23 protein-coding genes and 1 riboswitch are annotated in these 23,570 nt (G+C 46.6%); of the genes, 15 read left to right on the top strand and 8 right to left on the bottom strand.

The window, feature by feature from the left end; genetic code table 11:
* Positions 1-156 precede the first annotated feature (156 nt).
* The 9 genes from DHX103_RS13995 to DHX103_RS14035 all read left to right on the top strand — a co-directional run bounded on the left by DHX103_RS13995 (position 157) and on the right by DHX103_RS14035 (position 9,497).
* Positions 157-1,548 (top strand): isochorismate synthase, encoded by a 1,392-nt coding sequence (locus DHX103_RS13995; protein WP_422124785.1) that lies wholly within the window; start codon positions 157-159, stop codon positions 1,546-1,548.
* Complete coding sequence (gene menD / locus DHX103_RS14000) at positions 1,535-3,235, top strand: 2-succinyl-5-enolpyruvyl-6-hydroxy-3-cyclohexene-1-carboxylic-acid synthase (RefSeq protein ID WP_422122839.1); 1,701 nt, start codon at positions 1,535-1,537, stop codon at positions 3,233-3,235. The genes DHX103_RS13995 and menD overlap by 14 nt, the downstream gene beginning before the upstream one ends.
* Complete coding sequence (gene menH, locus DHX103_RS14005; RefSeq protein ID WP_422122840.1) at positions 3,232-4,059, top strand: 2-succinyl-6-hydroxy-2,4-cyclohexadiene-1-carboxylate synthase; 828 nt, start codon at positions 3,232-3,234, stop codon at positions 4,057-4,059. Before menD ends, menH begins: the two co-directional genes overlap by 4 nt.
* Positions 4,056-4,874, top strand: a complete 819-nt coding sequence (gene menB / locus DHX103_RS14010; protein ID WP_422122841.1) for a 1,4-dihydroxy-2-naphthoyl-CoA synthase — start codon at positions 4,056-4,058, stop codon at positions 4,872-4,874. The genes menH and menB overlap by 4 nt, the downstream gene beginning before the upstream one ends.
* 120 nt (positions 4,875-4,994) lie before the next feature.
* Positions 4,995-6,428, top strand: coding sequence for an o-succinylbenzoate--CoA ligase (locus DHX103_RS14015; protein ID WP_422122842.1), 1,434 nt, complete (start codon positions 4,995-4,997; stop codon positions 6,426-6,428).
* Positions 6,419-7,492 (top strand): o-succinylbenzoate synthase, encoded by a 1,074-nt coding sequence (gene menC, locus DHX103_RS14020; protein ID WP_422122843.1) that lies wholly within the window; start codon positions 6,419-6,421, stop codon positions 7,490-7,492. Before DHX103_RS14015 ends, menC begins: the two co-directional genes overlap by 10 nt.
* A gap of 131 nt (positions 7,493-7,623) precedes the next feature.
* Positions 7,624-8,505, top strand: a complete 882-nt coding sequence (locus DHX103_RS14025; protein ID WP_422122844.1) for a hypothetical protein — start codon at positions 7,624-7,626, stop codon at positions 8,503-8,505.
* A complete protein-coding gene (locus DHX103_RS14030; RefSeq protein ID WP_422122845.1) occupies positions 8,506-9,084 on the top strand; it encodes a hypothetical protein in 579 nt (192 codons plus the stop codon).
* A 2-nt stretch (positions 9,085-9,086) separates the two neighbouring features.
* Positions 9,087-9,497 carry a group-specific protein gene (locus DHX103_RS14035; protein ID WP_422122846.1) on the top strand — a complete coding sequence of 137 codons (411 nt, stop codon included), beginning with the start codon at positions 9,087-9,089 and terminating at the stop codon, positions 9,495-9,497.
* Between the two features lie 36 nt (positions 9,498-9,533).
* Here the strand turns inward: DHX103_RS14035 and DHX103_RS14040 are convergent, their stop codons facing one another.
* On the bottom strand, positions 9,534-10,586 hold the full coding sequence (locus tag DHX103_RS14040; protein ID WP_422122847.1) for a metal ABC transporter solute-binding protein, Zn/Mn family: 1,053 nt from the start codon (positions 10,584-10,586) through the stop codon (positions 9,534-9,536).
* An 88-nt stretch (positions 10,587-10,674) separates the two neighbouring features.
* Entirely contained in the window at positions 10,675-10,905 is a 231-nt protein-coding gene (yidD, locus tag DHX103_RS14045; RefSeq protein ID WP_422124786.1) for a membrane protein insertion efficiency factor YidD, read from the bottom strand.
* 113 nt (positions 10,906-11,018) lie between these two features.
* On the opposite strand from yidD, the gene DHX103_RS14050 reads away from it, so the two are divergent.
* The 3 genes from DHX103_RS14050 to DHX103_RS14060 all read left to right on the top strand — a co-directional run bounded on the left by DHX103_RS14050 (position 11,019) and on the right by DHX103_RS14060 (position 12,755).
* Positions 11,019-11,465 carry a Dps family protein gene (locus DHX103_RS14050; RefSeq protein WP_422122848.1) on the top strand — a complete coding sequence of 149 codons (447 nt, stop codon included), beginning with the start codon at positions 11,019-11,021 and terminating at the stop codon, positions 11,463-11,465.
* A 71-nt stretch (positions 11,466-11,536) separates the two neighbouring features.
* Complete coding sequence (locus DHX103_RS14055) at positions 11,537-11,995, top strand: NUDIX domain-containing protein (RefSeq protein WP_422122849.1); 459 nt, start codon at positions 11,537-11,539, stop codon at positions 11,993-11,995.
* Entirely contained in the window at positions 11,976-12,755 is a 780-nt protein-coding gene (locus tag DHX103_RS14060) for an alpha/beta hydrolase family protein (protein WP_422122850.1), read from the top strand. The genes DHX103_RS14055 and DHX103_RS14060 overlap by 20 nt, the downstream gene beginning before the upstream one ends.
* Positions 12,756-12,808: 53 nt before the next feature.
* Here DHX103_RS14060 and pckA read toward each other — a convergent pair whose 3' ends face one another.
* Positions 12,809-14,398 carry a phosphoenolpyruvate carboxykinase (ATP) gene (gene pckA / locus DHX103_RS14065; protein ID WP_422122851.1) on the bottom strand — a complete coding sequence of 530 codons (1,590 nt, stop codon included), beginning with the start codon at positions 14,396-14,398 and terminating at the stop codon, positions 12,809-12,811.
* A 235-nt stretch (positions 14,399-14,633) separates the two neighbouring features.
* A riboswitch (SAM riboswitch) is annotated at positions 14,634-14,747 on the top strand.
* Between the two features lie 205 nt (positions 14,748-14,952).
* Between pckA and metK the strand changes: the two genes are divergently transcribed.
* Positions 14,953-16,149 carry a methionine adenosyltransferase gene (gene metK / locus DHX103_RS14070; protein ID WP_422122852.1) on the top strand — a complete coding sequence of 399 codons (1,197 nt, stop codon included), beginning with the start codon at positions 14,953-14,955 and terminating at the stop codon, positions 16,147-16,149.
* A gap of 46 nt (positions 16,150-16,195) precedes the next feature.
* Here the strand turns inward: metK and DHX103_RS14075 are convergent, their stop codons facing one another.
* Complete coding sequence (locus DHX103_RS14075; protein WP_422122853.1) at positions 16,196-16,708, bottom strand: gamma carbonic anhydrase family protein; 513 nt, start codon at positions 16,706-16,708, stop codon at positions 16,196-16,198.
* Between the two features lie 113 nt (positions 16,709-16,821).
* Between DHX103_RS14075 and DHX103_RS14080 the strand changes: the two genes are divergently transcribed.
* Both DHX103_RS14080 and DHX103_RS14085 read left to right on the top strand, forming a co-directional pair.
* On the top strand, positions 16,822-17,625 hold the full coding sequence (locus DHX103_RS14080) for an alpha/beta fold hydrolase (RefSeq protein ID WP_422122854.1): 804 nt from the start codon (positions 16,822-16,824) through the stop codon (positions 17,623-17,625).
* Positions 17,626-17,647: 22 nt separating this feature from the next.
* Positions 17,648-18,661, top strand: a complete 1,014-nt coding sequence (locus tag DHX103_RS14085) for an LLM class flavin-dependent oxidoreductase (RefSeq protein ID WP_422122855.1) — start codon at positions 17,648-17,650, stop codon at positions 18,659-18,661.
* Positions 18,662-18,678: 17 nt separating this feature from the next.
* On the opposite strand, the gene DHX103_RS14090 is transcribed toward DHX103_RS14085, so the two are convergent.
* From DHX103_RS14090 to DHX103_RS14105, 4 genes are all read right to left on the bottom strand, one after another.
* A complete protein-coding gene (locus tag DHX103_RS14090) occupies positions 18,679-21,027 on the bottom strand; it encodes an FtsX-like permease family protein (RefSeq protein ID WP_422122856.1) in 2,349 nt (782 codons plus the stop codon).
* Between the two features lie 12 nt (positions 21,028-21,039).
* On the bottom strand, positions 21,040-21,738 hold the full coding sequence (locus DHX103_RS14095) for an ABC transporter ATP-binding protein (protein ID WP_422122857.1): 699 nt from the start codon (positions 21,736-21,738) through the stop codon (positions 21,040-21,042).
* A gap of 163 nt (positions 21,739-21,901) precedes the next feature.
* Entirely contained in the window at positions 21,902-22,465 is a 564-nt protein-coding gene (locus tag DHX103_RS14100) for a class I SAM-dependent methyltransferase (protein WP_422122858.1), read from the bottom strand.
* On the bottom strand, positions 22,462-23,415 hold the full coding sequence (locus tag DHX103_RS14105) for a TIGR01212 family radical SAM protein (protein WP_422122859.1): 954 nt from the start codon (positions 23,413-23,415) through the stop codon (positions 22,462-22,464). The genes DHX103_RS14100 and DHX103_RS14105 overlap by 4 nt, the downstream gene beginning before the upstream one ends.
* Between the last annotated feature and the right edge of the window lie 155 nt (positions 23,416-23,570).

Genomic DNA, 23,570 nt, shown 5'->3' on the forward strand with positions numbered 1-23,570 from the left:
ATATATTCCATATTACATTGTACTTCAAAATTGCCTAGATTACAGCAAATGTTGTGCTGATTTTAGCAGAAAAGAGTATGATAGAGAGTAGATGCTAAAAAGATTGATAACTTGTTCCGAACTTTAGGGAGCAACAATGTAAACGGAGGTAATTTGATGAATGAATCACAGTATTCATCGGCCGAAAAAAAAGACAACTCAAGGTATATCGCATACCGTTTTTATACAGAAACCATTGTAGTTTCAAGAATGTCAGCATTGGCATTTTTTGAGGCCGGAGAAAAGGATTATCAGGGTAAGCGATTTTTCTGGCAGAATCCGGAGAAAACTTTCACACTCGTCGGACTCGGACATGCTCATGTTTTAACGATCGCCAATCACCAGGGACGTTTTGAAGAGGTTAAAAAGAACTGGAAAAATTTATGCAAGCAGATAGTGAATGAAGAATCATTTGTTGAACCGATTCTTTTCGGTGGATTTTCATTTGACCCATTGAATAAAACTAAAAGTATATGGAATAATTTTCCTGAAACATATTTTGCAGTTCCTACATTCCAGTTGGTAATTAAAAATGACCGTGCTTATGTCAGCATTCACCTGATTACAAAAAAAGATGAAACTTTCCAGGCATTCGAAGCCCTGCGTAAAGAAAGAGACAAGTTGATCCATGCTGCACAAGTATCAGAACCTATAGCTTATAAGAAACCTGAAGTTATTGGGAAAGAAGAGTTAAAGAAAGCTTCTTATCTCTCTTCTATAGAAAAAGTGACCGGTGTGATTAAAGCGAAGCAGGCTGATAAGGTAGTGATAGCCCGTGTATTGAGACTGGATTTTGATAAACCACTATCCCATTCATCTGCACTATATCAAGTATCAAAAGAACAGCCCGAGAGCTTTTTATTCGGCCTTGAAGCTGAAGAGCAATTCTTTTTCGGTGCGACGCCAGAGCGCCTTGTAAAGGTGGAAAATCGCCAAGCTCTATCCACATGCTTGGCAGGGTCCATTCCACGCGGCAAGACTGTGGAGAAAGACACCGAATTAGGCAATGAACTTTTGAGTGATTCCAAAAACCGTTCAGAACACCAATATGTAGTGGATATGATCAGTAAGGTATTTTCTGTTCATTGCAGCGGACAATTCGTTCCAAAAATGCCTAAACTGATGAAGATTAGAGATATTCAGCATCTTTATACGCCGGTGGCAGGAGAATTAAAGCAGGAATCGAGCCTTATCGATCTTGTTCGTGATCTTCACCCGACACCAGCCTTGGGAGGCGAGCCGAAGCAATCGGCACTCAGCCTGATCAGACAGTACGAGCCGATGAACAGGGGCTTTTACGCTGCTCCAATAGGGTGGATAGATGCAAAGGGTGATGGTGAGTTTGCGGTCGCCATCCGTTCGGCTTTAATGGATAGAAAAGAAGCTTATTTATATGCAGGAGGCGGGATTGTTGAAGATTCCACGCCAGAGTCAGAGTACGCAGAAACTTGGGTGAAGTTCCGGCCGATGCTTCGTGTGTTGGGAGGTCAATTGAGTGACGAATCGTAAATATTTAACTGAATACGTTTCTGCGTTCACGCATAGCCTCGTGAACCAGGGTGTTAAAAATGTGGTGATCAGTCCAGGTTCCAGATCAACACCATTGGCTTACGCTTGTATGAATGAAGAAGGACTTACGGTTTACCGGCAAATCGATGAACGGTCTGCGGCTTATTTTGCGCTGGGTATGGCAAAGGCTTCCGGCGAACCGGTGATGTTGCTTTGCACGTCTGGAACTGCGGCAGCGAATTATTTTCCGGCGATTGTTGAGGCTTTTTATGCAAGAATCCCACTGATAGTCGTTACTGCGGACCGTCCGCATGAGCTTCGTGAAGTCGGTGCACCACAGGCAATCAATCAAATCGACCTATTTGGATCGCATGTGAAATGGTCGGTGGATCTGCCGATGCCTGAAGAAGAAAACCGGCTGGATTTTTTGGTGCGCCATCTTCATCGTTCAGTAAAAAATTCGATGTCGGAGCCACGTGGTCCAGTGCATTTAAATGTTCCTTTCCGTGAACCATTGCTGCTGGATTTTGAACAGCAGTATAATAGCACTGCAGAAATTAAGCATTTGAAAGGTGAATCTCAACTTTCTTCCTCAGTGAAGGACTTTTTGGAGGAAACCCTACAGACAGAAAAAGGGCTTTTGATAATCGGAGAGATGACCGAAAAGATGCCTTCAGAATTCTGGTCATTTATTCGAAGGTTGAATTGGCCCGTGCTTGCAGATCCGTTGTCAAATGTTCGATCGAATATAGATGGAAGCTGCAAAGATCTTATTATCGACAGCTACGACGCCATCTTGAAAAGTGATGGCTTTAAAGAAATAATGGTACCTGATGCTGTAATCCGTATTGGCCCGCAACCAGTTTCCAAGCCGCTGACTCTTTTTCTGGCTTCGGTTAAACCGAAAACCTATGCTGTTTTTGATGAATCACCGATGATGCGCGATGCACAGTCAGTGGTAACCCATCATATTCAGGCTGCAACCGATGGATTGTGGCAATTGCCGATCCAACCAAAAACAGCCAATCCGTATACCGAGAAATGGTCAGCTGCTTCTGAGTTATTTTGGGAGCTTGCAGAAATTCATTGTAATGAAAAATTGGATGAAGGTGTATTGGCGAAGATTCTATTTGATGAACTCGACCAATGTGATTTGATTGTCAGCAGCAGCATGCCGATCCGTGATACGGACACCTATTTCAAGTCGACAGCGCGTGACATCATGATTTATGCCAATCGCGGAGCCAATGGCATAGATGGCGTTGTCTCGACGGCATTCGGTGTCCAGGCTGTGAAAAAGCGGCCGGCGTTCCTGTTTATCGGAGATCTGTCATTTCTGCATGATATGAACGGGTTGATCGCTTCGAAAATGCAGGAAACGGATTTAACGATTGTTGTGATGAATAATGATGGCGGTGGCATCTTCTCGTATTTGCCGCAGTCGAAGGAAGAACGTTATTTTGAGGATTTATTTGGCACACCGACGGGTCTGAAGTTTGAGGACGCTGCCAGAATGTATGATGCCGATTATGCAGCGGCAGAAACGAAAGAGCAATTTCTTGAGGCGCTGCGCAGGGAAAAACAAAAGGCTGTGAAAATTATCGAAGTGTTTACGGACCGGGAAACAAATGTGCGGGTTCACAGAGAATTGTGGATTCGGCTGGTTGAGGAGCTGGATGGACAATGAAGCTGGAAGTCGAAGGCGTCGATTATCACATTGAAATATTAAATGAAGATAGAGAACAGGCGCTGGTTTTTCTCCATGGCTTCACCGGCAGTACAACCACCTGGCACAGCTTAGTTCCGCATTTTGCGGAATATAAAATCGTTCTGATCGATTTGCTGGGACATGGACTAACTGACAGTCCAAAGGATCAGGAACGGTTTGCAATGGACTTGCAGTTAAGAGATCTGGCGAAGCTGTTTGATCGTATGGGTCTGCAAAATTTTGCTCTTGCCGGTTATTCGATGGGCGGACGCGTGGCACTTGCTTATGCCTGCACATATCCAGAACAGATTGCCGCATTGGTGTTGGAAAGTGCCTCGCCAGGATTGAAGACCGGACCGCAGCAGAGTGACCGGCAAAAGAGTGATGAGAATCTTGCTGAACGCATTGTTTCTGAAGGAATCGTTTCTTTTGTGAAGAGCTGGGAAGAGGTGCCACTTTTTAAAACGCAGGAAACCTTGCCGCAAACGGTGAAAACAGCTATCAGAGAAGAACGGCTGGCACAGAATCCCCTAGGTCTGGCGAACAGCCTGAGAGGCATAGGAACCGGCGCACAGGATTCTTATTGGCAAGCCATTCGGCAACTGGAAATGCCGGTTTTATTGCTTACGGGAAGTTTGGATAATAAATTCACGGCGATTGCGGAAGAGATAGCGGCTATAATGCCAAATGCGGTGCATAGGGAGATTTTGGCGGGACATGCGTTACATGTGGAAAAACCTGCTGAATTTGCTACAATAGTAGGGGAGTATTTGAATATGAATTATTTAGGAGGAAAATCATGACACGTGAATGGGTAAGTGAACGTACATATGAAGATATTAAATATGAAATTTATAGCGGGATCGCGAAGATTACGATCAACCGTCCGGAAGTGCGCAATGCTTTCCGTCCAAAAACGGTACATGAATTAATCGATGCATTTTCACGCGCACGCGATAATTCGGATGTCGGCGTAATTGTTTTGACAGGCGAAGGTGAAAAAGCGTTCTGTTCAGGCGGCGACCAAAGTGTCCGCGGCCACGGAGGCTATGTAGGGGAAGATGAAATTCCACGTTTGAACGTGCTTGATCTTCAGCGTTTGATCCGTGTAATTCCGAAACCGGTTGTTGCGATGGTAGCAGGTTTCGCAATTGGCGGCGGGCATGTGCTGCACGTCGTTTGTGATTTGACGATTGCTGCAGACAACGCGCGTTTCGGCCAAACAGGACCGCGTGTCGGTTCGTTTGATGCCGGATACGGCTCAGGTTATTTGGCGCGTATCATCGGCCATAAGAAAGCACGTGAAATCTGGTACCTTTGCCGTCAATATGACGCACAGGAAGCGCTTGATATGGGCTTAGTCAACACAGTTGTGCCTTTGGACCAACTGGAAGACGAAACCGTGAAATGGTGCGAAGAAATGCTTGAAATGAGCCCGACGGCATTGCGTTTCGTTAAAGCGGCGATGAATGCGGATACCGACGGCCTTGCTGGATTGCAGCAAATGGCTGGCGACGCGACATTGCTTTACTATACAACGGATGAAGCGAAAGAAGGACGCGACGCTTTCAAAGAAAAGCGCAAGCCCGATTTCGGTCAATTCCCGCGTTTCCCTTGATCCTTCATAATTGAAAGCTGTCCTTTCGGGGGCAGCTTTTTTTAGCAATTAAATCTGAAAATCATTTGAGAAGAGCAGCTGAAGTTTTAATGCTGGCTTTGTGGAAAGGAATTTTGTGAAATGAGTTATCCGAACTGGCTTAGCCAGCGTGCCCATTTGAGCGGCAGCCGCATGGCGTTATCGTTTGATGGCGAACAATGGACGTTCGCGGAAATGGACCGAATTGCAGTCGATTATGCAGGGCGACTATCAACATTAGGCATCACAGCTGAGTCGAGAGTTGCCATGCTGGCGAAATCACATCCGGAATCCGTATTTGTGATGTATGCCTGTCTTCATCTGGGCTGCGAAATGGTCATGTTGAATGAGCGGCTTTCGGCAGTAGAGCTGAAATATCAGCTGGCTGATTCCGAGGCCGATTATTTATTGGTGGCCGCAGATTTGCAGGACAAAATTGAGTTCGACAATAAAATCCTATTCGGCGAAATCAAAAGGGCTGAGCGGGCTGAATTTATTCCAGCGGCTGAATGGCGGGAAGACCGGACAATTTCGATCATGTATACGTCCGGTACGACCGGCTATCCGAAAGGCGTCCGCCAAACAGCGCAGAACCATTTTTCAAGTGCGGTGTCGTCGGCATTGAATATCGGCATCTCGCCCGGGGATGTGTGGCTTTGTGTGATGCCATTATTCCACATCAGCGGCTTTTCGATTTTGATGCGGTCGCTCATCTACGGCATGGGCGTGCAGCTCCACCCGAAATTTGATGCCGAATCGTGTGCCAGGGAATTGGGTGCAGGAACGGTGACCCATATGTCCGTTGTTGCCGTGACGCTGGAGCGGGTATTGAATCAGCTGGAAACAGAAAATCTGGAGGTTTCTCCGAACTTCAAATCGATGCTGGCTGGCGGTGGGCCGGTTCCGGTTTCGTATATCGAACGGGCGGAGAAATTCGGCATTCGTGTGTTGCAGACTTATGGTATGACGGAAACTTCTTCGCAGACGACCACATTGCAGCCTGCTGATGCTAAACGGAAAATTGGCTCGTCCGGCAAACCTTTATTTTTGTATCAGATCAAAATCGGGAATGATGCGCCGGCTGGAGAAAAAGCGGAAATCCAGATCCGGGGGCCTCAAGTGACGCCGGGGTATATTGGGAAATATGCGGAGCAGCAAGTACAGGAAAATGGCTGGTTCTCTTCAGGGGACATCGGTTATTTGGATGAAGAAGGATTCCTGTTTGTTGTGGACCGGCGATCGGATCTGATTGTTTCCGGTGGGGAAAATATTTATCCGGCGGAAATCGAGAAAGTATTGCTTGGCCATCCGGCTGTCAGAGAGGCGGGAGTGTGCGGCATGCTCGACGAGAAATGGGGCGAAGTGCCGGCAGCCTTTATTGTGTTAAATGAAAATGTGGCTATGGAAGAATTGAAAGATTATCTGAAGTTGCATATTGCCGGCTATAAAATTCCGAAAGTGATTAGGGAAGTTGAGGCTTTGCCGCGCAACGCTTCCAATAAAGTGCTGAGAAGAGAGTTGAAATCATGGGTTTGATAATAGAAGGAATCCAGTTTCACCGAATTCAAAAAAAGTTGAAAAAACCTTTCGTGACTTCATTGCAGACGGTAACTGACCGTGAATCGATCATTGTGACCGTGAAGTCGGATGGCGAATTGGCGGGCTACGGAGAATGTGTGGCCTTTTCGACTCCCTGGTATACAGAAGAGACGGTGGAAAGCTGCGAGTTTGTTATGGAGCAGGTTTTGCAGCCGTTATTGCTGAAGAAAGAGTTGGCAGGTCCGGAAGAAGTGGCTGTAATATTCTCTAGTGTTAAAGGCAATCACATGGCGAAGGCAGCGATTGAAATGGCGGTATGGGACCTTTTTGCAAAGTTCGAAGGGGTTTCTTTATCAGAGTATATTGGCGGCACGCAAAAGGAGATCTCTGCTGGTGTCGTGGTTGCTGCAGGTTCTGAAGATCTGTTGAATGAAATCGAGCAGGCAGCTGCAAAAGGTTACAGCCGCATCAAAATTAAGATATCTCCGAAAACGGACGTTGAGGTTTTAAGTGAAGCGGTAAAGCGGTTTCCGGATATATTATTTTTTGCTGATGCTAATGGAAGCTTTAGTGGAGAGACACTTGCCCGATTGAAAGATTTCGAGGGGGTCGGTTTCACGCTGATTGAACAGCCGTTCGGTGAACAGGAATGGCAGCTGCATGCAAAGGCGAACAGCGAGTTGAAAACACCGATTTGCCTGGATGAAAGCATCAAAAGCCTGCACGATGTGGAGCGTATGGTTGAAATGAAAGCCGGCGAAATTATCGTGTTGAAAATGGGAAGGCTCGGCGGCTGGACTGAAACATTGAAAGTCGTCGACCTATGCCGTCGCCATGGTATTGGCATGTGGGTCGGCGGCATGATTGAGTTCGGCGTGTCCAAGGCACATAATCTTGCATTGGCGTCGCTTCCGGATATTGTGCTGCCAGGGGACTTTTCGGATTCCCGGCATTTTTGGGAGGAAGATATCGTGTCACCGGAGATAGAAGTGGTGGATGGCAAGATCGTCTTACACGATAAAGTTGGTATTGGATATGATGTTCATCTTGATAAGGCCTGACTTTAAAAGTCAGGCTTTATTTTTTTATGTCGTTCGCTAAACTGTTTATGATAAGATAAAATTGGAACTTTTTGTATAGTATGTAAATGACCTTTTAGATGTAATACATAAAATAGAGTTAGAGGTGTTCCATGAATCCACGAATATTTTTCAGCATCTTGTCAGCAATTATCTTAGGATGGGTCGCTGCGGGGACTTATGCCAGTTCGCAGCAACTGGAGCAGCCTGTTTTTTTGGATCATTATATAGATGATTATGCACAGGAATCATTGCATATGCAGTTTTCTTATTTAATGAACACAGGTGATAAGAATACGATCAACATGGTCGAACTGGGGGATATAGCGGGAACGGCAGATGGCTTTCATGGCTTTTTTATGGAAGAAACTCCTTACGTGCAGCGTTTCGGCCCTCATGAATTAAGGACAATCAGTGTTACTTTTGATATCTATGAGATCAGAAACTTAAAAGAAAAACTGATCTTCAATGAAATGACCGTTTATATGTCTGACGGTCAGCAATTCGTGGTTGATATTGGGGAGGTAATCATTCATCCCCAGGTACAGAGCGATTTCAGATTGTCCCAAATGTCCACTGGAGACGACGAAATGAGCGTTTCCTATCTTGAGGCAGAAGAACAAATGACTATTCTTGGTCTCAGCCCACACTTGCCGGATGAAGGATTATCGGCTTTGAAAATTCATCTTCCTCAAAAGGATGAGCCTTTCAATGAAACTAATTTCATTGAAAGGATTGGGGAAAGGCTCGATGAAAACGGTGGAGAAGATTTTCGGGATCTGGAATACCCATTTCATTTGGCGAAAGGGGAAGGTTTCGCCCTTTCACTTCAGAATCAAGACAATGTGAAATTTGTTTTGAAGTCCTGGATGATGATTGAAGGGGAAGATGAAAACGGCAGATCGATTGAGGGACAGGTCTCTTTGTATCACAATCCCGAGCTGACCGGCAAGAAGGTGAAAGCCATTATTGAAAGCAAAGGAGCGGATGAGTAAATGAAAGGATCACTGGGACAGATTTTATATGGGTACCTTTTTATTTTCCTTGCTATCCGTGTTGGTGTGGATATTTTGGCTGACCCCATCGGGTATTTCCTGATTGCTGCGGGGTGTTATAAACTGGGGGAAGAATTTAATGACGGAAAAACCGCTGCATATATCTCGATTGCCTTGATTTTTTTCTCCGTTCCTTCCGTCTTCATCGACTTCAATCTTGTTGAAAGTGGGCCTTGGTATTATTACTCCAATTTCCTGTTCACGGGTGAACTCGTTTTGACTTTCTATCTGTTCAGGCTGCTGAAACAGCTGGCTGAAAGGAATGGCGAGCAAGGATTAGCTCAACGGACCCAGCGTTTATTCAATATTTATATTCCTGCAAACCTGCTCATGCTTGGGTTAAGTGCTTTTCTGGCAGTTTTTGCAGCTGAAAACCTGCAGATACTGGCATTTGTATTGGTAATCATTCTGTTGATATTAAATATCACGTTTCTTATTTTGCTCAGCGCATTCCGAAAAGCTCTTAAAGATGATAAACCTGAGATGATTTCAATTGAGGAATTAGAGAAGGGGAGCTAATAATGAAAAAGTTCTACATCGCTTCCAGTTTTGCGAATAAAGAAAATGTGAGGTATGCCGCCAAGTCGTTGATAGAAAACGGGTTAATCCAGACTTTCGACTGGACTGCCAATTTGCGCGCATCTACCATCGATGAGTTGCAAATTTACGGCGAGCTGGAGCGGAGGGCGGTGCTGGAAGCAGATTTTCTGGTGGTCATTTTGCCGGCAGGAAAAGGCAGCCACATTGAAATGGGCATTGCAATCGGCCAGCGGAAAAAGGTCTATCTTCTTTCGGAAACAGCGGAGTCTTTCGAGTTTGATGGGACGAGCACGTTCTATCATTTGCCGGAAGTGAATATTCATATTGGCTCCATCTATGACAGTATTGCAAGCATCATTGAAAGTGAACAGACAGAAAAAAGCGTCCAATGATTTTACATTGGACGCTTTTTCTTCATTTTCATAGGTTTAGTTAAGAATTGTTTTGAGTACTTCCAAATTCTTTGCCATCAGCGTAAAGTAAGTTTCTCCGTTGTCGATGTCTTCCTGCGTCAACACACCCAGATTATGCATTTGGACCGCTTCGGCACCGACTTCCTTCTGCACGACTTCCGTCAGGTTAGACGATACGTTCTGTTCGAATACAATGTACTCGATGTTTTTCTCGCGTGCGAGATCAACGATTTGGGTTAATTCCTTCTGGGAAGGCTCGTCCTGGCTGTTCAGCCCGGCAACCGCCACTTGTTCAAAACCGTAGGGTTCAGACAAATAAGTGAAAGCGGCATGCGAGACAAAAAAGGTATCCTTTGTGACCTGTTCTTGCAGCTGGCTGAAGGATTGGTCCAATTCTTCAAGCTCCGCAATCAATTCAGCATGATTCGTTTCGTAAAGCTCTGCATTGTCCGGATCTTCAGCAATCAGCGAATCTTTGATCGAATCCGCTAAATTCTGGCTGAGTTGCGGTGACATCCAGATATGGGGATCTGTTGAACCATGGTCATGGTCTTCATGGCCGCTTTCTTCTGCGTGTTCTTCATCTTCATCATGTGCATCTTCATCCGCGTGATCATCGTGATCGTCTTCGCTTTCTCTCGCAGCGTCATGGGCCAAGGCAGCAACCAATTGTTCATCGGTGATGGAATCAGCGAGTGCTGCAAATTCGACTTCTTCTCCATCGAGTGTACTTTTTGCACTTTCCATGAAGCCTTCAAGACCAAGGCCAATGTAGAGCATCAGGTCTGCTTCTGCGATGGCAATCATATCCTGCTGCGTCGGTTCGAAGGTGTGCTCATTGGCGCCCGCCGGATAAACAGATGTTACATCCACCTGGTCGCCGCCGATTCTTTCTGTAAAATAAGTCAGTGGATAGACTGTTGTGAAGATCTCCAATTTTTCATTGTCTTCCGTTGCATCTTTAGTATCCGTTTCTTCCAGTGCATCTCCATTGTCCGTATCCTCTGCTCCACATGCAGCCAGTGCAAGTAGGACAAATAATAAAATGAATAAAGCCGATTTTTTCATAATGAACCTCCAAATTGTAATGGTTACGTTTTACTTCCATAGAGTATCTTACCGCATCCTAATTTCAAACACAAGAAAAACCTCCAAGTTATTTCTTTGGAGGCCATTCTTCGGGTACAAAATCCACCCCGCCTTTATTGAAGGGATGGCAGCTGAGAATACGTTTGATCGCCAGGTACCCGCCTTTTAATGCGCCGTGCTTTTCGACGGCTTCGATCCCGTAATGGGAACAGGTCGGATAAAAGCGGCAGCTGGGCGGAGACAGTGGAGAGATGAACCGCTGGTAAAAGCGGAATATTTTTAGCAGGACAGTTTTTATGGTAATCGCCTTCTTCTTTCCATAAGATTGGAAACTCTTATGTTTATTGTAGGGACTTTAAAGGTATTAATAAAGTATAAGTACTTATTAATTTGAATGGAGAGTGGTTTTTGATGTCGAAGGAATTAAATCAGGAATTGAATGTACAGGTAGCAACATGGTCGGTAGTTTATACGAAATTACATAATTTTCACTGGTATGTGAAAGGCCCATCATTCTTTACTTTACACGTTAAATTTGAAGAATTATACGATGAAGCGACAGCTTATATGGATGAGATTGCGGAACGCTTATTGGCGCTTGGCGGTAAACCGGTCGCAACAATGAAGGAACAGCTGGACTTGTCCGTGGTCAAAGAAGCAACCAGCAAGGAAAATGCTGAAGAAATGGTGGAGACGATTGTCAGTGATTATGACAAGGTAATGAAATCATTGAAAAAGGGCATGGAACATGCTGCTGAAGATGGCGATGATATGACGGAAGATATGTTGAATGCCATTCACCAGGCACTGGAGAAGCATTCATGGATGCTTTCTGCATTCCTTGGCGAAAAGAAGTAAAATAGAATTACACAAGCGCACACGAATGAACTTTGTGTGCGCTTTTTTTATTTGTTCAGGAGTGAGTGTATATGGATTATACAGATTTAAAAGGATACCGCTGCAGCCTGTCGTTTGAGCGGGATGCGTTTCCGGTTGAGAGCCGGCATGTCTTAGTCATTGCACAATTTGAAGACAAATGGCTGTTGACTGAGCATAGCGAACGGGGGCTGGAGTTTCCCGGCGGCAAAGTCGAGGCAGGAGAAAATTTGCATGATGCAGCCCAGAGGGAAGTTTACGAAGAAACAGGCGGAAGGGTCGAAGGGCTTGAATGGTTTGCGGAATATCTGGTGCTGAGCGATCCGCCATTTTGCAAAACGGTTTTTACAGCACGTGTTTCTTCGATTGATAACATTACGCTGATGGAAACCAAAGGAGCCGTTTTGGTGGAGCGATTGGAACCGGACAGTGCGTATAGCTTTTTGATGCAGGATGAAGGAATGAAAGAAATTATAGAACGGGTGAAACTGGATGGAAAATGGAAAGATTAGTTCAAAGCGCGCATATCCTTCTCCGAATCCCTCTGTAAAATTGACTGAAATTGTTTATTGGTCAGAAGGGTTGCGGGTAAAAGGGTTGCTCGCGGAACCGAAGAAACCGGGGGATTACAGCGGCATGCTTTATTTGCGCGGCGGTATTCAGTCGATTGGCATGGTCCGGCCGGCACGCGCTGCACAATACGCTGCGCAGGGCTTTGTCGTTTTTGCGCCGTATTACCGCGGCAACCGGGGGGGCGAAGGCAAGGATGAGTTTGCCGGTGCCGACCGTTGGGACGCAGTGCATGCGGTGGATGTGCTGAAGCAATTTTGCAATGGCTATGTCCACCTTTTGGCATTTTCAAGAGGCGGCATCATGGCGCTCTGGACGGCTGTCCTGCGGGATGATATCACTTCGCTGGTCACATGGGCGGGCGTCACGGATACTGTGCTGACTTATAAAGAGCGCCCGGATATGCGGCGGATGATGAAACGGATTTATGGCGGCACGCCAAATACCGCTTTGACTGCCTATGAGGAAAGAAATCCGCTCCTGCGGTTGGATGAGGCAACTGCGCCGATGCTGATCATCCACGGGCTGCGGGATGAAAATGTGTTCCCTGCACAAGCCTTTCTTCTGGAAGAAGCGCTGAAATTAAATGGCCAGCCCCACGAAACCTGGTACTTTCCGGATTATGATCATTTTTTCCCGCCAGCGGAAAATCGGAAAACGGTAGCGGCGTTGGCGCATTGGATGAAGGAACAGGAAAAATAGCCGAAAACACAAAAAAGCACATCCGGCAGTTTCGCCGGATGTGCTTTTGGAATTTATTTAGTTAACGGACCGCCCTTAGCGCTGATGTCAGCTGACACGGAACCGAACTTCTTGAAGTTGTCCTGGAATTCTTGAGCCAGTTCATTTGCTTTTTTATCGTAAGCCGCTCCATCTGCCCAAGCGTCGCGGGGATTCAGAACTTCACTCGGCACTCCTGGAATTTCCTGTGGAATGCTGAGGCCGAATACGGCTTCCTGTTCGGTCTGAACGTTTTGCAGCTCACCTTTGATCGCTGCGCGAACCATTGTGCGGGTATAGGACAGTTTCATGCGGCTTCCTGTTCCATACACTCCGCCGGTCCAACCAGTGTTGACAAGGAAAACTTCGACTTCGTGTTGATCGATTTTATTGCCGAGCATTTCTGCGTACACTGTTGCATGCAACGGCAGGAAAGGTGAGCCGAAGCAAGTTGAGAATGTCGCTTCAGGAGACGTAATGCCGCGTTCCGTACCGGCTAATTTTGATGTATAGCCGCTAAGGAAGTGGTACATTGCCTGCTCTTTCGTCAATTTGCTGATTGGTGGCAATACGCCGAATGCATCAGCAGTCAGGAAGACGATTGTTTTCGGATGACCAGCCATCGATGGGTGGATGCTGTTGTCAATGGCGTCAATTGGATAAGCAGCACGCGTGTTTTCTGTCAATGAACCGTCGTCGTAATCCGGAATGCGTGTTTCTGGATCTACAACAACATTTTCAAGAACCGAACCGAAACGGATTGCATCGAAAATCTGCGGCTCGTTGTCACGCGAAAGGTTGATCGTTTTCGCGTAGCAGCCGCCTTCGATATTGAATACGCCGTTATCAGACCAGCCATGTTCGTCATCACCGATCAATTTGCGATCCTGATCTGCCGACAGGGTTGTTTTGCCTGTGCCTGACAGTCCGAAGAACAAGGAAACGTCACCGTCCTGGCCGACGTTTGCCGAGCAATGCATTGGAAGGATGCCTTTTTCAGGAAGAATATAATTCATAATTGAGAAGATTGATTTTTTCATTTCGCCGGCGTATTCAGTGCCACCGATCAAAATGACTTTTTTCTCCATGGAAACGATGATGAAGGTTTCGGAACCCGTGCCGTCTACAGCTGGATCCGCCTGGAAAGTAGGGGCGTAAACCACTGTGAAATCAGCATCATGGATTTTCAATTCTTCAGCTGTCGGACGGATGAATAATTGATGGGCAAACAGATTATGCCATGCATATTCGTTGATCGTCTGGATGTGCAGGCGCGACTCCGGGTCTGCACCAGCGAAACCTTTAAAGACGAAAAGCTCATCTTTTTGCTTGAGGTGCGCAAGGACTTTGGCATACAGGTTCTCGAAAACTTCAGATGAAATCGGACGATTTACAGTGCCCCAGTCAATTTTGTCTTTCGAAATTGCTTCTTCTACCATATACTTGTCTTTAGGCGAACGGCCTGTGTATTTTCCAGTTTCGGCTGCAACTGCGCCTTCGCGGGTCAAAACTGCCTCGCCTCTTGAAACTGCGGCTTCCACTAATTGTGGGACCGACCATTGCGTATTGACATTTGGGCCATTTAATAGATCTTTTAAATCGCTGACGAAGTTAACTGAGTTCATATATGTACCTTCCTTTTCGGTTATTCCCAAGGCATTGGGGAAGAGTTGGATTCGTACATTAGTATAACACATTAACCTGATTAGTCTATACTAATAAGCCGGTTGAAATGGAAATTCGTCATATATGCATATTTATTACCCGCAATGGAACAATTTCATGCATTTATTGCGAATAAATCTTGAAAATCGTTGACATCATATAGGCAATTCCGTATGATGAAAAATTGAACGGATACTCTTATTCCGAGCTGGTGGAGGGGGCAGGCCCTATGAAACCCGGCAACCTGCTGCATCGTGCAGCGCTGGTGCCAAACCTGAAGCAAGGCTTTTAGGCCTTGGATGATAAGAGTGAAAGGTGCTTATGATGATTTCTCCTTTCCTCATTAAGAATGATGAGTGAAGGGATTTTTTTATGGAACGCCCTTAATCCTCGTGTACAAAGGCCACAACGGCTTGAAGTTCAATCCGACTTGTTTGGAACGGACTTGACATGGGAAAACGAGTACCGTATCAATTTCGAGAGCAATCTCGCAGGATATAAGGAGGAACATTTTTTGAAAAACCGTCGATTATTCACATCAGAATCAGTAACAGAAGGACATCCGGATAAAATCTGTGACCAAATCTCAGATGCCATCCTGGACGCGATCCTTGCAGAAGACCCGAACGCACGAGTAGCGTGTGAAACAACCGTAACCACTGGACTTGTTCTTGTGGCAGGGGAAATTACAACATCAACTTATGTGGATATTCCGAAAGTCGTGCGCCAGACTGTTAAAGAAATTGGTTATACGCGCGCTAAATATGGCTTTGACTCGGAAACGAGTGCGGTCCTGACTGCGATTGACGAGCAATCACCGGATATCGCTGCCGGAGTGAACGTTGCTCTTGAGTCACGTGAAGGCCAGATGACAGATAAAGAATTGGATGATATCGGAGCAGGAGACCAGGGTCTGATGTTCGGATACGCAACCAATGAAACAGAAGAATTGATGCCGCTGCCGATCAGCCTTGCACATAAATTGGCAAGACGCCTTGCTGAAGTAAGAAAAGAAGAAATTCTTCCTTATCTTCGCCCGGACGGCAAAACACAGGTAACTGTTGAATATGATGAAAATGAAAAACCGGTGCGTGTGGATACAATCGTCATTTCCACTCAGCATCACCCGGAAGTTACGCTTGAACAGATTCAACGCAATATTAAAGAATACGTCATTGATGAAGTCGTTCCGGCAGAACTCCTTGACGATGAAACAAAATATTTCATCAACCCGACGGGCCGCTTCGTAATTGGCGGACCTCAGGGAGACGCCGGTTTAACGGGCCGCAAGATCATCGTTGACACTTACGGCGGTTATGCACGCCACGGCGGCGGTGCTTTCTCCGGAAAAGACGCGACGAAAGTTGACCGTTCCGGTGCTTATGCAGCACGTTATGTTGCGAAGAATATTGTCGCTTCAGGACTCGCTGAGAAATGCGAAGTGCAATTGGCTTATGCGATCGGCGTTGCACATCCGGTTTCCATTTCAATCGATACGTTTGGAACAGGGAAAGTCGACGAGAGCCTGTTGATTGACCTGGTGCGCAATAATTTTGACTTGCGTCCAGCCGGCATCATCAAAATGCTTGATCTTCGCCGCCCGATCTACAAACAGACGGCAGCTTACGGCCATTTCGGCCGCACAGATGTCGATCTGCCTTGGGAACGCACAGACAAAGCGGATGCATTGAAAGAGCAAGCAGGAATTTAATGACAATGAAAACCGCACAGGCCCGAGGGCTTGTGCGGTTTTTTTCTTATTTTTGCAGCGATTTATAATAAGCGGCTTTTTCTGCATACTCACGGACAATCCGTTCCATATCGACAATATCGTCTTCGTTGAGATCACGGACCACTTTGGCAGGGCGGCCGAATGCCAGTTTGCCGGGTGGGATAATTTTTCCTTGAGGCACGAGGCTGCCGGCTCCGATAAATGCGCCTTCACCGATTTCAGCACCGTCGAGAATGACCGAGCCCATGCCGATCAGTGCATTTTTGCGGACGATGCAACTGTGGAGCGTCACTTGATGGCCAATCGTGACATTGTCTTCAAGAATCAAGGGATTGTCCGGGCTCTGATGAAGCATGCAGAGATCCTGAATATTGGTCCTATTGCCAATAACGGTCGGTGCGACATCGCCTCGGACGACGGTATTGAACCAGATGGAGGATTCTGCCCCTATTGTCACATCACCGGTAATGGTTGTGAAATCAGCGATAAACGCTGATGGGTCTATTTGCGGGTGTTTGTCTTTGTATGGGTAAATCATGGTAAAACTCCTTTAATAAAGATAAGATATCTTTAATGGTAGCAAAAGCGTTAGAAAGGTCAACTTTAAGGTTTGGTTTTCTGCTGCGGATAGATTGGAAGGGGCGTTGATATATGTGGAAATGGCAGGCTGAAGGCCCGGCGAAAGCTGTAATTGTATTAATTCACAGTGCTTACGAACACCATTTGCGCTACGCCTGGCAGATCAAACAATGGCGAAGCGCCGGATTCGAGGTCGTGATGGGAGATTTGCCCGGCCACGGCAAGAATGGCGTCAACCCAAAAGCGCACTGGGAATCTTTTGAATCTTACGAAGGAGCGATCAGCGAAATGCTGGATGTGGCAATCGAGCTCGAAAAACCGGTGTTTATTGTCGCCCACGGTTTGGGGGCAACGCTGGCCATTAATTTTCTCAGCAAGCATTCCGTGGAAGTGGCAGGAGCCGTTTTTACTTCGCCATGGCTTTCTTTGTCACGGACGCCTTCCAAATTGTCTAGTGCATTGTCAGGTCTCCCGAAAATCACTTCACAGATTAAGATTAAACACGAAATGACGATAGAAGAATTGACGAGAAATCCGGAGGTCATCGAGCTTGAAAGAGATGATGAATTATATAAAACGGATATCACAATTGGCTGGTACCGCGAGCTGCAGGCTTATATGAAACAGGCGGTTGGCGGAAAACAGCCCTATCCGGATATCCCGACATTTGTCCAAACAGCGGAAAAGGATTTGATAACGGATAAGGAAGTTTCGAAAAATTGGTTAAAGCAGCAGAATCTCAAGGAATTCAGTTATAAAGAGTGGAAAGATGCCTATCATGATCTTTTTCAGGAACCTGAGCGGGAAGATGTTTTCATTACCACTCATTTATTTCTGAAAAACGTACTTCGGTCGTTAGGCTATGTAGTGAAATAATGGATGACAGGAGTGCGTGAGTATGGCATTGCGTTACAGTATTCTCGATCAATCGCCAGTTTCCGAAGGCAGTAATCCCGGCGAAGCCTTACAGCAAACCGCCACGCTGGCCCAGTCTGCAGAGCAATGGGGTTATACCCGCTTTTGGGTGTCGGAACATCATGACGCTCCGACTTTGGCAGGTTCATCTCCGGAAATTTTGATAGCGCATCTCGGAGCGGTGACCAATACGATTCGGCTCGGTTCCGGGGGAGTTATGCTGCCGCATTATTCGTCGTTTAAAATTGCGGAGAATTTTAAATTGCTGGAAGCTTTATACCCCGGCAGAATTGATGCGGGAGTCGGCCGGGCACCAGGCGGAATGCCGCGTGCTTCGCTGGCGCTGAATGAAGGGCGGTCGCGGAATACCGACCGCTTTCCGGATCAAATCGATGAATTGTCGATGTATCTGAACGATGCCATCCCTAAGGATCACATGTACTACGGCATGAAAGCGACGCCGGTGACCCCATCCGCGCCGCCGATTTGGATCCTCGGTTCCAGTATGACATCGGCTTTGTTGGCGGCTGAAAAGGGCTTGCCTTATATGTTCGCTCATTTTATCAACGGCGAAGGCGGCCAGGATTATACACGGACATATCGCGAACGGTTCGTCAGTGATGATGGAAAAGAGCCATATGTCGGCTTTGCGATTTTTGCGGTCTGCCAGGAAACAGAAGACGAGGCGGAGCGGGTTGCCTCATCACTCGATCTTGCACTTTCGATGGGCGCACAGGGTATGCCATCAACAGGGACTCCTTCACCTGACAAAGCGCAGGCCTATGAATATTCAAAGTTTGAAAATCTGCTGGTGGAAGAAAACCGCCGGCGGATGGTCGTCGGCAATCCCGATCAGGTCTGCGATCGATTGGAGACGCTCGCACAGGAATATGGTGCAGATGAAGTGATGCTGGTTTCGATTGCATATGATTTCGGAGCGAAACTGAAAACTTTTGAATTGATTGCGGAAGAAATGATAAAACGCCAGACGGGTTGACCCGTTCGGCGTTTTTTCTATTCTCCATACGTTTTCAGTACTTCCTGGAGCGGAATCTGCTCGATTTTTCTGCGGCTGAGGTAGGTGCTGGCGAAATAGATGAACAGTAGTATCCCCAGCGTGATCAATGCATAGACAGGTTCGAATATCAGCGGCAGCACAATGCCGTAATCCTGTGCAAAGACAATGATCAGGCGTCGAAGCACAAATAACGCAAACGGAATGCTGATCAAAAAGCATAGCAGAGCATACACAAAATAACTGCTCAAAATCATCGAATTCACTTCCCGCCGGCTGTAGCCGAGTACTTTCAGCAATGAAATCGCATAATAATTCTTTTCAACCGTAAAAGAAGTAAGCACAAACAGGATGCTGGCGGCTATGATGGCAGCTCCGGCAATCATGACATTGAATATCAAATTGGAATAACTGGCCATCGATTGGGACTGGTTGATGATGCCATCTTTTGAAATCACTGTCTGATAGTCCTCTGAAGATGGCTCAGCTAAGGAATAAATACCATTATAAAGATCCGGCGTGCGATTATCCGTCAACAGAAGACTGAGTGTCTCCCGATCGACATAAATCTTGTCTGCCGTAAATTCTTCCACAACCCCACGGACAATAAATTCAGTTTCTTCGTTATTGATTTCCACCAGCAGGGAGTCGCCGATTTCAATATTTTGTTTGATCCGCAATCTTTCACTGATTACAACTCCGTCGCTTAGCGAGGCAGTCATATCTTCCCCGGAGTCATCATAAAGCTTGTACAGGAGGTTGTTCGGCGACAGCCCATACAAGGAGATATTTTCACCGGTATGCTCAGCGAATGGGAAAGCCAGGAATTTTTCCTCCCCATCCTGTATAGGGGGTGGCGGTTGAGCGGCATCGAGAAAAGCTTCATATTCGTAATCCACCTCTGGAAGATAGCCGACAGTCAGCCGATCGATTGTGCCATCGAGCATCAGCGCAAAAAAGATCAATAAGGTGGAAAACATGATGCCAATGAAGAAAATCAGAAAACTGCCGGTGCTCCGAATCGCCTGCAGGTATTTAAACTTGGTTGCGCCAGACGCGCCCGACAGCAGCCTGCTAACCGCTCGGCTAATCCGGTTGACTGATTGATGGACAGGCGGGCTGAGCAAGGTCAAAGCGCGATCACCGAGTATGCGGTAAATAATGTATCCGGACACGGTTGAAAAGAACAGCAGCGGGACCAGAATAGCGGTCGCAAAAACGATCCAGCTTTGGCCGATGGCAGCAGAGGGCAAGAGATAAAAATCCAGGTACAAATTTTTGAGCGGTTCAGCTGCCGCCAATCCAAGAACGTAGCCGATTGTGAGCATCAAAAAAGCGAAGGCCGAAATCGCTATAAAATAAGGAGCTGCAATTTCCAGCCGGCCATAGCCAAGGGCTTTCAATATGCCGATCTGGCTGCGCTCGGCGTGGAGCAGGTTGAAAATCATGATTGAAACGATAATGACTGCAATCGCCGCAATGAAAATGCTGAGTCCGAGGGACATCGTTTTACCTTCATTCAATTCACCGTAGATTGCGCCGCTGCGTGTCATGTTCTCGGTCGTCACAATCTGTCCGGCAAAGGAAAGTTCCGTTCCGTCAATTTCAGTGTCCAATAATTCCGCATCCGGGATGCTCCCCGCCAGCCTGAAGCTTTCCGGATAATTGAGCTTTTCGTAGGCAGCATCCGGCAGCAGCATCAATGCCTGCAGCCCGGAATCTATACTGAAACTGTCATCGAACATCGGCAATGTGTAATCGGGAAATAGCACAAAGCCTGTCACTGTATAATCGGTTTCGTTTATGGACAGGTTATCGCCAATGCCGATGTTGTTTTTATCTGCATAGATTTTATTGACGGCAATTTGGGATGCGCCTGTGGGTTTCTGTCCTTGTTCGATGAAAGACTGGTTGATTGTCTCTGCATCTTTGGCCATTAGAGCGCTATGGCTATCACCGTTTACAGTATAGTTTGCCATTTTAAATTCCCGCAATTCCAGCGATGCATCGGGGTTTTGCAGTCTGAATGCCTCGATGCGCCGGTCCATAAGTGTTTGGAAAAGCCCCGGGTCTGCCAGTTTGAGGTCGCTTAAGGAAAAGATGCCTTCGGACAGAAAGCGTGCAATCTCCGGATCCGCGGCTTCTTGCTGTGTCACCGTATTCAGCATTTCAACCGAAAAGTCTTCCTGATTGTAATCGTTGAGATAGCGTTCTGTAGGCTCTTCGATGCCGCTGATTCCATAAAACATCATCGTATAGGTAAGGGAGCTCAGAATAATGATTATTCCGATGGCGGCAAGCTGCATCCATTTCTTGCGCAAGGCTCTGAGCACATTTTTCTGCAGCATATGGCATCCCCCTTACCCCCAATGAATGTCATGGGCATTTTTAATGGTTTTATTGACGGACACTTCTACAATTTTTCCGGAATTCATCTTGATGACTTTATCGGACATCTCGGCGATGCCTGAATTATGGGTGATGACGACAATAGTTTTTTTGTATTCCCGGTTAAGATCCTGCAGCAGTTTCAAAACATTTTTGGAATTCATTTCGTCGAGTGAACCAGTCGGCTCATCGCAGAAGATGACTGCCGGATTTTTGGCAAGGCTGCGCGCGACAGAAACCCGTTGCTGTTCACCGCCGGACAGCTGGCTCGGGTATTTGTGGCGTGTTTCATCCAGTCCGATTTTTGTCAGCAGTTCGCCAATATCCAGTGGGTCTGTCCCGATATCTGCGCCAATCTGAATGTTTTCATAGACCGTCAAATTCTGCAGCAGATTGTACTGCTGGAAGATAAAACCTAAATACTGCCGGCGGAAACGGGTCATGCCACTTTCCGGCAAGCTGGTCAATTCCTCGTCAAAAAAAGTTATTTTGCCTGAAGTCACGGTATCGAGACCGCTGATTACATTGAGCAACGTACTTTTCCCGCTGCCGCTCGGGCCAAGAATCACGGCGAATTCGCCTTCGCTGATTTCCAGGTTGATGTCTTTCAAGGCATCCGTTTCAATATCTCCGCTTTTGTAGGTTTTGGTAACGCCAGATAACGTAATCACACCATCCACTCCCAGAAAGTATTGGATGAAGATTTTCGAGTAAATTTTGAAGATGTAAAACATCGATTTGTGTTTATTTTAGTGGATCGAAAAAGAGTTGCCAGGATTACCTTTTATTATAATACAAATATTCTGAAAATATCGGTTTGGAACTTTTTTACTGTCATTTCCTGACTGCTTTTTTCTCAATAGCAACGAGAAAGGGCGGTGAATGCTGCTGGTTGATGAACTGATACTTCAACACATTGAATTTGGTCTGCGGCAATTGCTGGACATAGTCCATCACCGCATCCCGTTCTTCGCTGCCACCTTCGTGTCCGGAATAGATGACAATCACGATAATGCCGTTTTCTTTCAGCAGGTGGATGCATTGCCCGATAGCGGACAATGTGGTCTCAGCTTTGGTGATGATGCTGTGATCGCCTTTTGGCAAATAGCCCAGATTGAAAACGGCTGCGCCAATTTCATCTTTGACGAAATGCTCGATTTTGGCGTGGCTGTCGAGAATGACTTCGACATTCCCAAAATCCTTGACCCGCTCACGAGTAGCCAAGACGGCATCTTCCTGGATATCAAACGCATAGACCTTACCGGAGCCGGCAGTCAACTGGGCAAGAAATAACGTGTCATGGCCATTGCCTGCAGTCGCATCAATTACGCAATCACCTTCTGAGACAGCCTGTTCCAATAAAAATTTCGTAAAGGGGAGCACGCGCATCAAAGTCATACCTGCACCTGCCCTTTAAAGAATTTCCCTTGCCAGCTGCCGCGGCGTTCGAGTTCGGCGTCGATGCCGTTCAGTACATCCCATTTATTGACGCTCCACATCGGGCCGATCATCAACTCGATTGGGCCATCTCCGGTAATGCGCTGGACGATCATTTCGGGTGGAATCACTTCCAGCTGGTCGGCGACGAGTTTGATGTATTCATCCTTTTCGAGGAATTCCACCATGCCTTTTTCATATTGCTTGACCATCGGTGTGCCTTTCAACAGGTGCAGCAAATGAATTTTTATTCCCTGGACATCGAGTTTTGCCACTTCGCGGGCAGTTTCCATCATCATGTCGCGGTTTTCAAGCGGCAATCCGTTGATGATATGGGTACAGACGCGAATTCCGCGGCTGCGCAATTTTTCGACTCCTTCTATATAAAGATTAAAGTCGTGAGCGCGGTTTACGAGACGCGCCGTTTCTTCGTGGATGGTCTGCAGGCCCAGCTCAATCCACAGGTAGGTCCGGTTATTCAGCTCCGCCAAATAGTCGACGACATCGTCGGGCAGGCAATCGGGGCGGGTAGCGATGCTCAATCCGATGACATTTTCCTCCGCCAGCGCGGCTTCAAATTTCTCTTTAATGACCGGAAGCGGGGCGTGGGTGTTGGTATACGCCTGAAAATAGGCGATGTATTTGCCGTCTTTCCATTTTTTGTGCATTTTTTCTTTTATCTGCTCGAACTGGACCGAAATCGGATCGACGCGGTCACCGGCAAAATCGCCGGATCCTGCCACCGAGCAGAATGTGCAGCCGCCGTAAGCCACGGTGCCATCACGGTTCGGGCAGTCAAAGCCGGCATCCAATGCGATTTTCATTACTTTATGGCCAAAATGGTCGCGCAAATGGCGGTTCCATGTGTAATAGCGTTTGCCGTCTGAAGAAAAAGGCAGGTTTAATTCCATAACAACATCTCCTCTTTTGTGTATTGTAGCATGGCGGTATTTTGCGTCACAACGGTTCTTGAAATCAAGAATGGAAGAGAGTTCGGCAATGGCAGGTGCGCTTTGGGCTCTATGTTGCGTTTCAGTGAAGAGTTTGTTTAAATTGAATATGAAAG

It is taken from the genome of Planococcus daihaiensis, assembly GCF_049262615.1.
Classification (GTDB): domain Bacteria; phylum Bacillota; class Bacilli; order Bacillales_A; family Planococcaceae; genus Planococcus.

What these genes read in the sequence shown, in the direction of transcription:
- DHX103_RS13995 (WP_422124785.1), top strand. Translation starts at nt 157, where the DNA reads ATGAATGAATCACAGTATTCATCGGCCGAAAAAAAAGACAACTCAAGG.
- menH (WP_422122840.1), top strand. Translation starts at nt 3,232, where the DNA reads ATGAAGCTGGAAGTCGAAGGCGTCGATTATCACATTGAAATATTAAAT.
- menB (WP_422122841.1), top strand. Translation starts at nt 4,056, where the DNA reads ATGACACGTGAATGGGTAAGTGAACGTACATATGAAGATATTAAATAT.
- DHX103_RS14015 (WP_422122842.1), top strand. Translation starts at nt 4,995, where the DNA reads ATGAGTTATCCGAACTGGCTTAGCCAGCGTGCCCATTTGAGCGGCAGC.
- menC (WP_422122843.1), top strand. Translation starts at nt 6,419, where the DNA reads ATGGGTTTGATAATAGAAGGAATCCAGTTTCACCGAATTCAAAAAAAG.
- DHX103_RS14025 (WP_422122844.1), top strand. Translation starts at nt 7,624, where the DNA reads ATGAATCCACGAATATTTTTCAGCATCTTGTCAGCAATTATCTTAGGA.
- DHX103_RS14030 (WP_422122845.1), top strand. Translation starts at nt 8,506, where the DNA reads ATGAAAGGATCACTGGGACAGATTTTATATGGGTACCTTTTTATTTTC.
- DHX103_RS14035 (WP_422122846.1), top strand. Translation starts at nt 9,087, where the DNA reads ATGAAAAAGTTCTACATCGCTTCCAGTTTTGCGAATAAAGAAAATGTG.
- DHX103_RS14040 (WP_422122847.1), bottom strand. Translation starts at nt 10,586, where the DNA reads ATGAAAAAATCGGCTTTATTCATTTTATTATTTGTCCTACTTGCACTG.
- DHX103_RS14050 (WP_422122848.1), top strand. Translation starts at nt 11,019, where the DNA reads ATGTCGAAGGAATTAAATCAGGAATTGAATGTACAGGTAGCAACATGG.
- DHX103_RS14055 (WP_422122849.1), top strand. Translation starts at nt 11,537, where the DNA reads ATGGATTATACAGATTTAAAAGGATACCGCTGCAGCCTGTCGTTTGAG.
- DHX103_RS14060 (WP_422122850.1), top strand. Translation starts at nt 11,976, where the DNA reads ATGGAAAATGGAAAGATTAGTTCAAAGCGCGCATATCCTTCTCCGAAT.
- pckA (WP_422122851.1), bottom strand. Translation starts at nt 14,398, where the DNA reads ATGAACTCAGTTAACTTCGTCAGCGATTTAAAAGATCTATTAAATGGC.
- DHX103_RS14075 (WP_422122853.1), bottom strand. Translation starts at nt 16,708, where the DNA reads ATGATTTACCCATACAAAGACAAACACCCGCAAATAGACCCATCAGCG.
- DHX103_RS14080 (WP_422122854.1), top strand. Translation starts at nt 16,822, where the DNA reads ATGTGGAAATGGCAGGCTGAAGGCCCGGCGAAAGCTGTAATTGTATTA.
- DHX103_RS14085 (WP_422122855.1), top strand. Translation starts at nt 17,648, where the DNA reads ATGGCATTGCGTTACAGTATTCTCGATCAATCGCCAGTTTCCGAAGGC.
- DHX103_RS14090 (WP_422122856.1), bottom strand. Translation starts at nt 21,027, where the DNA reads ATGCTGCAGAAAAATGTGCTCAGAGCCTTGCGCAAGAAATGGATGCAG.
- DHX103_RS14100 (WP_422122858.1), bottom strand. Translation starts at nt 22,465, where the DNA reads ATGACTTTGATGCGCGTGCTCCCCTTTACGAAATTTTTATTGGAACAG.
- DHX103_RS14105 (WP_422122859.1), bottom strand. Translation starts at nt 23,415, where the DNA reads ATGGAATTAAACCTGCCTTTTTCTTCAGACGGCAAACGCTATTACACA.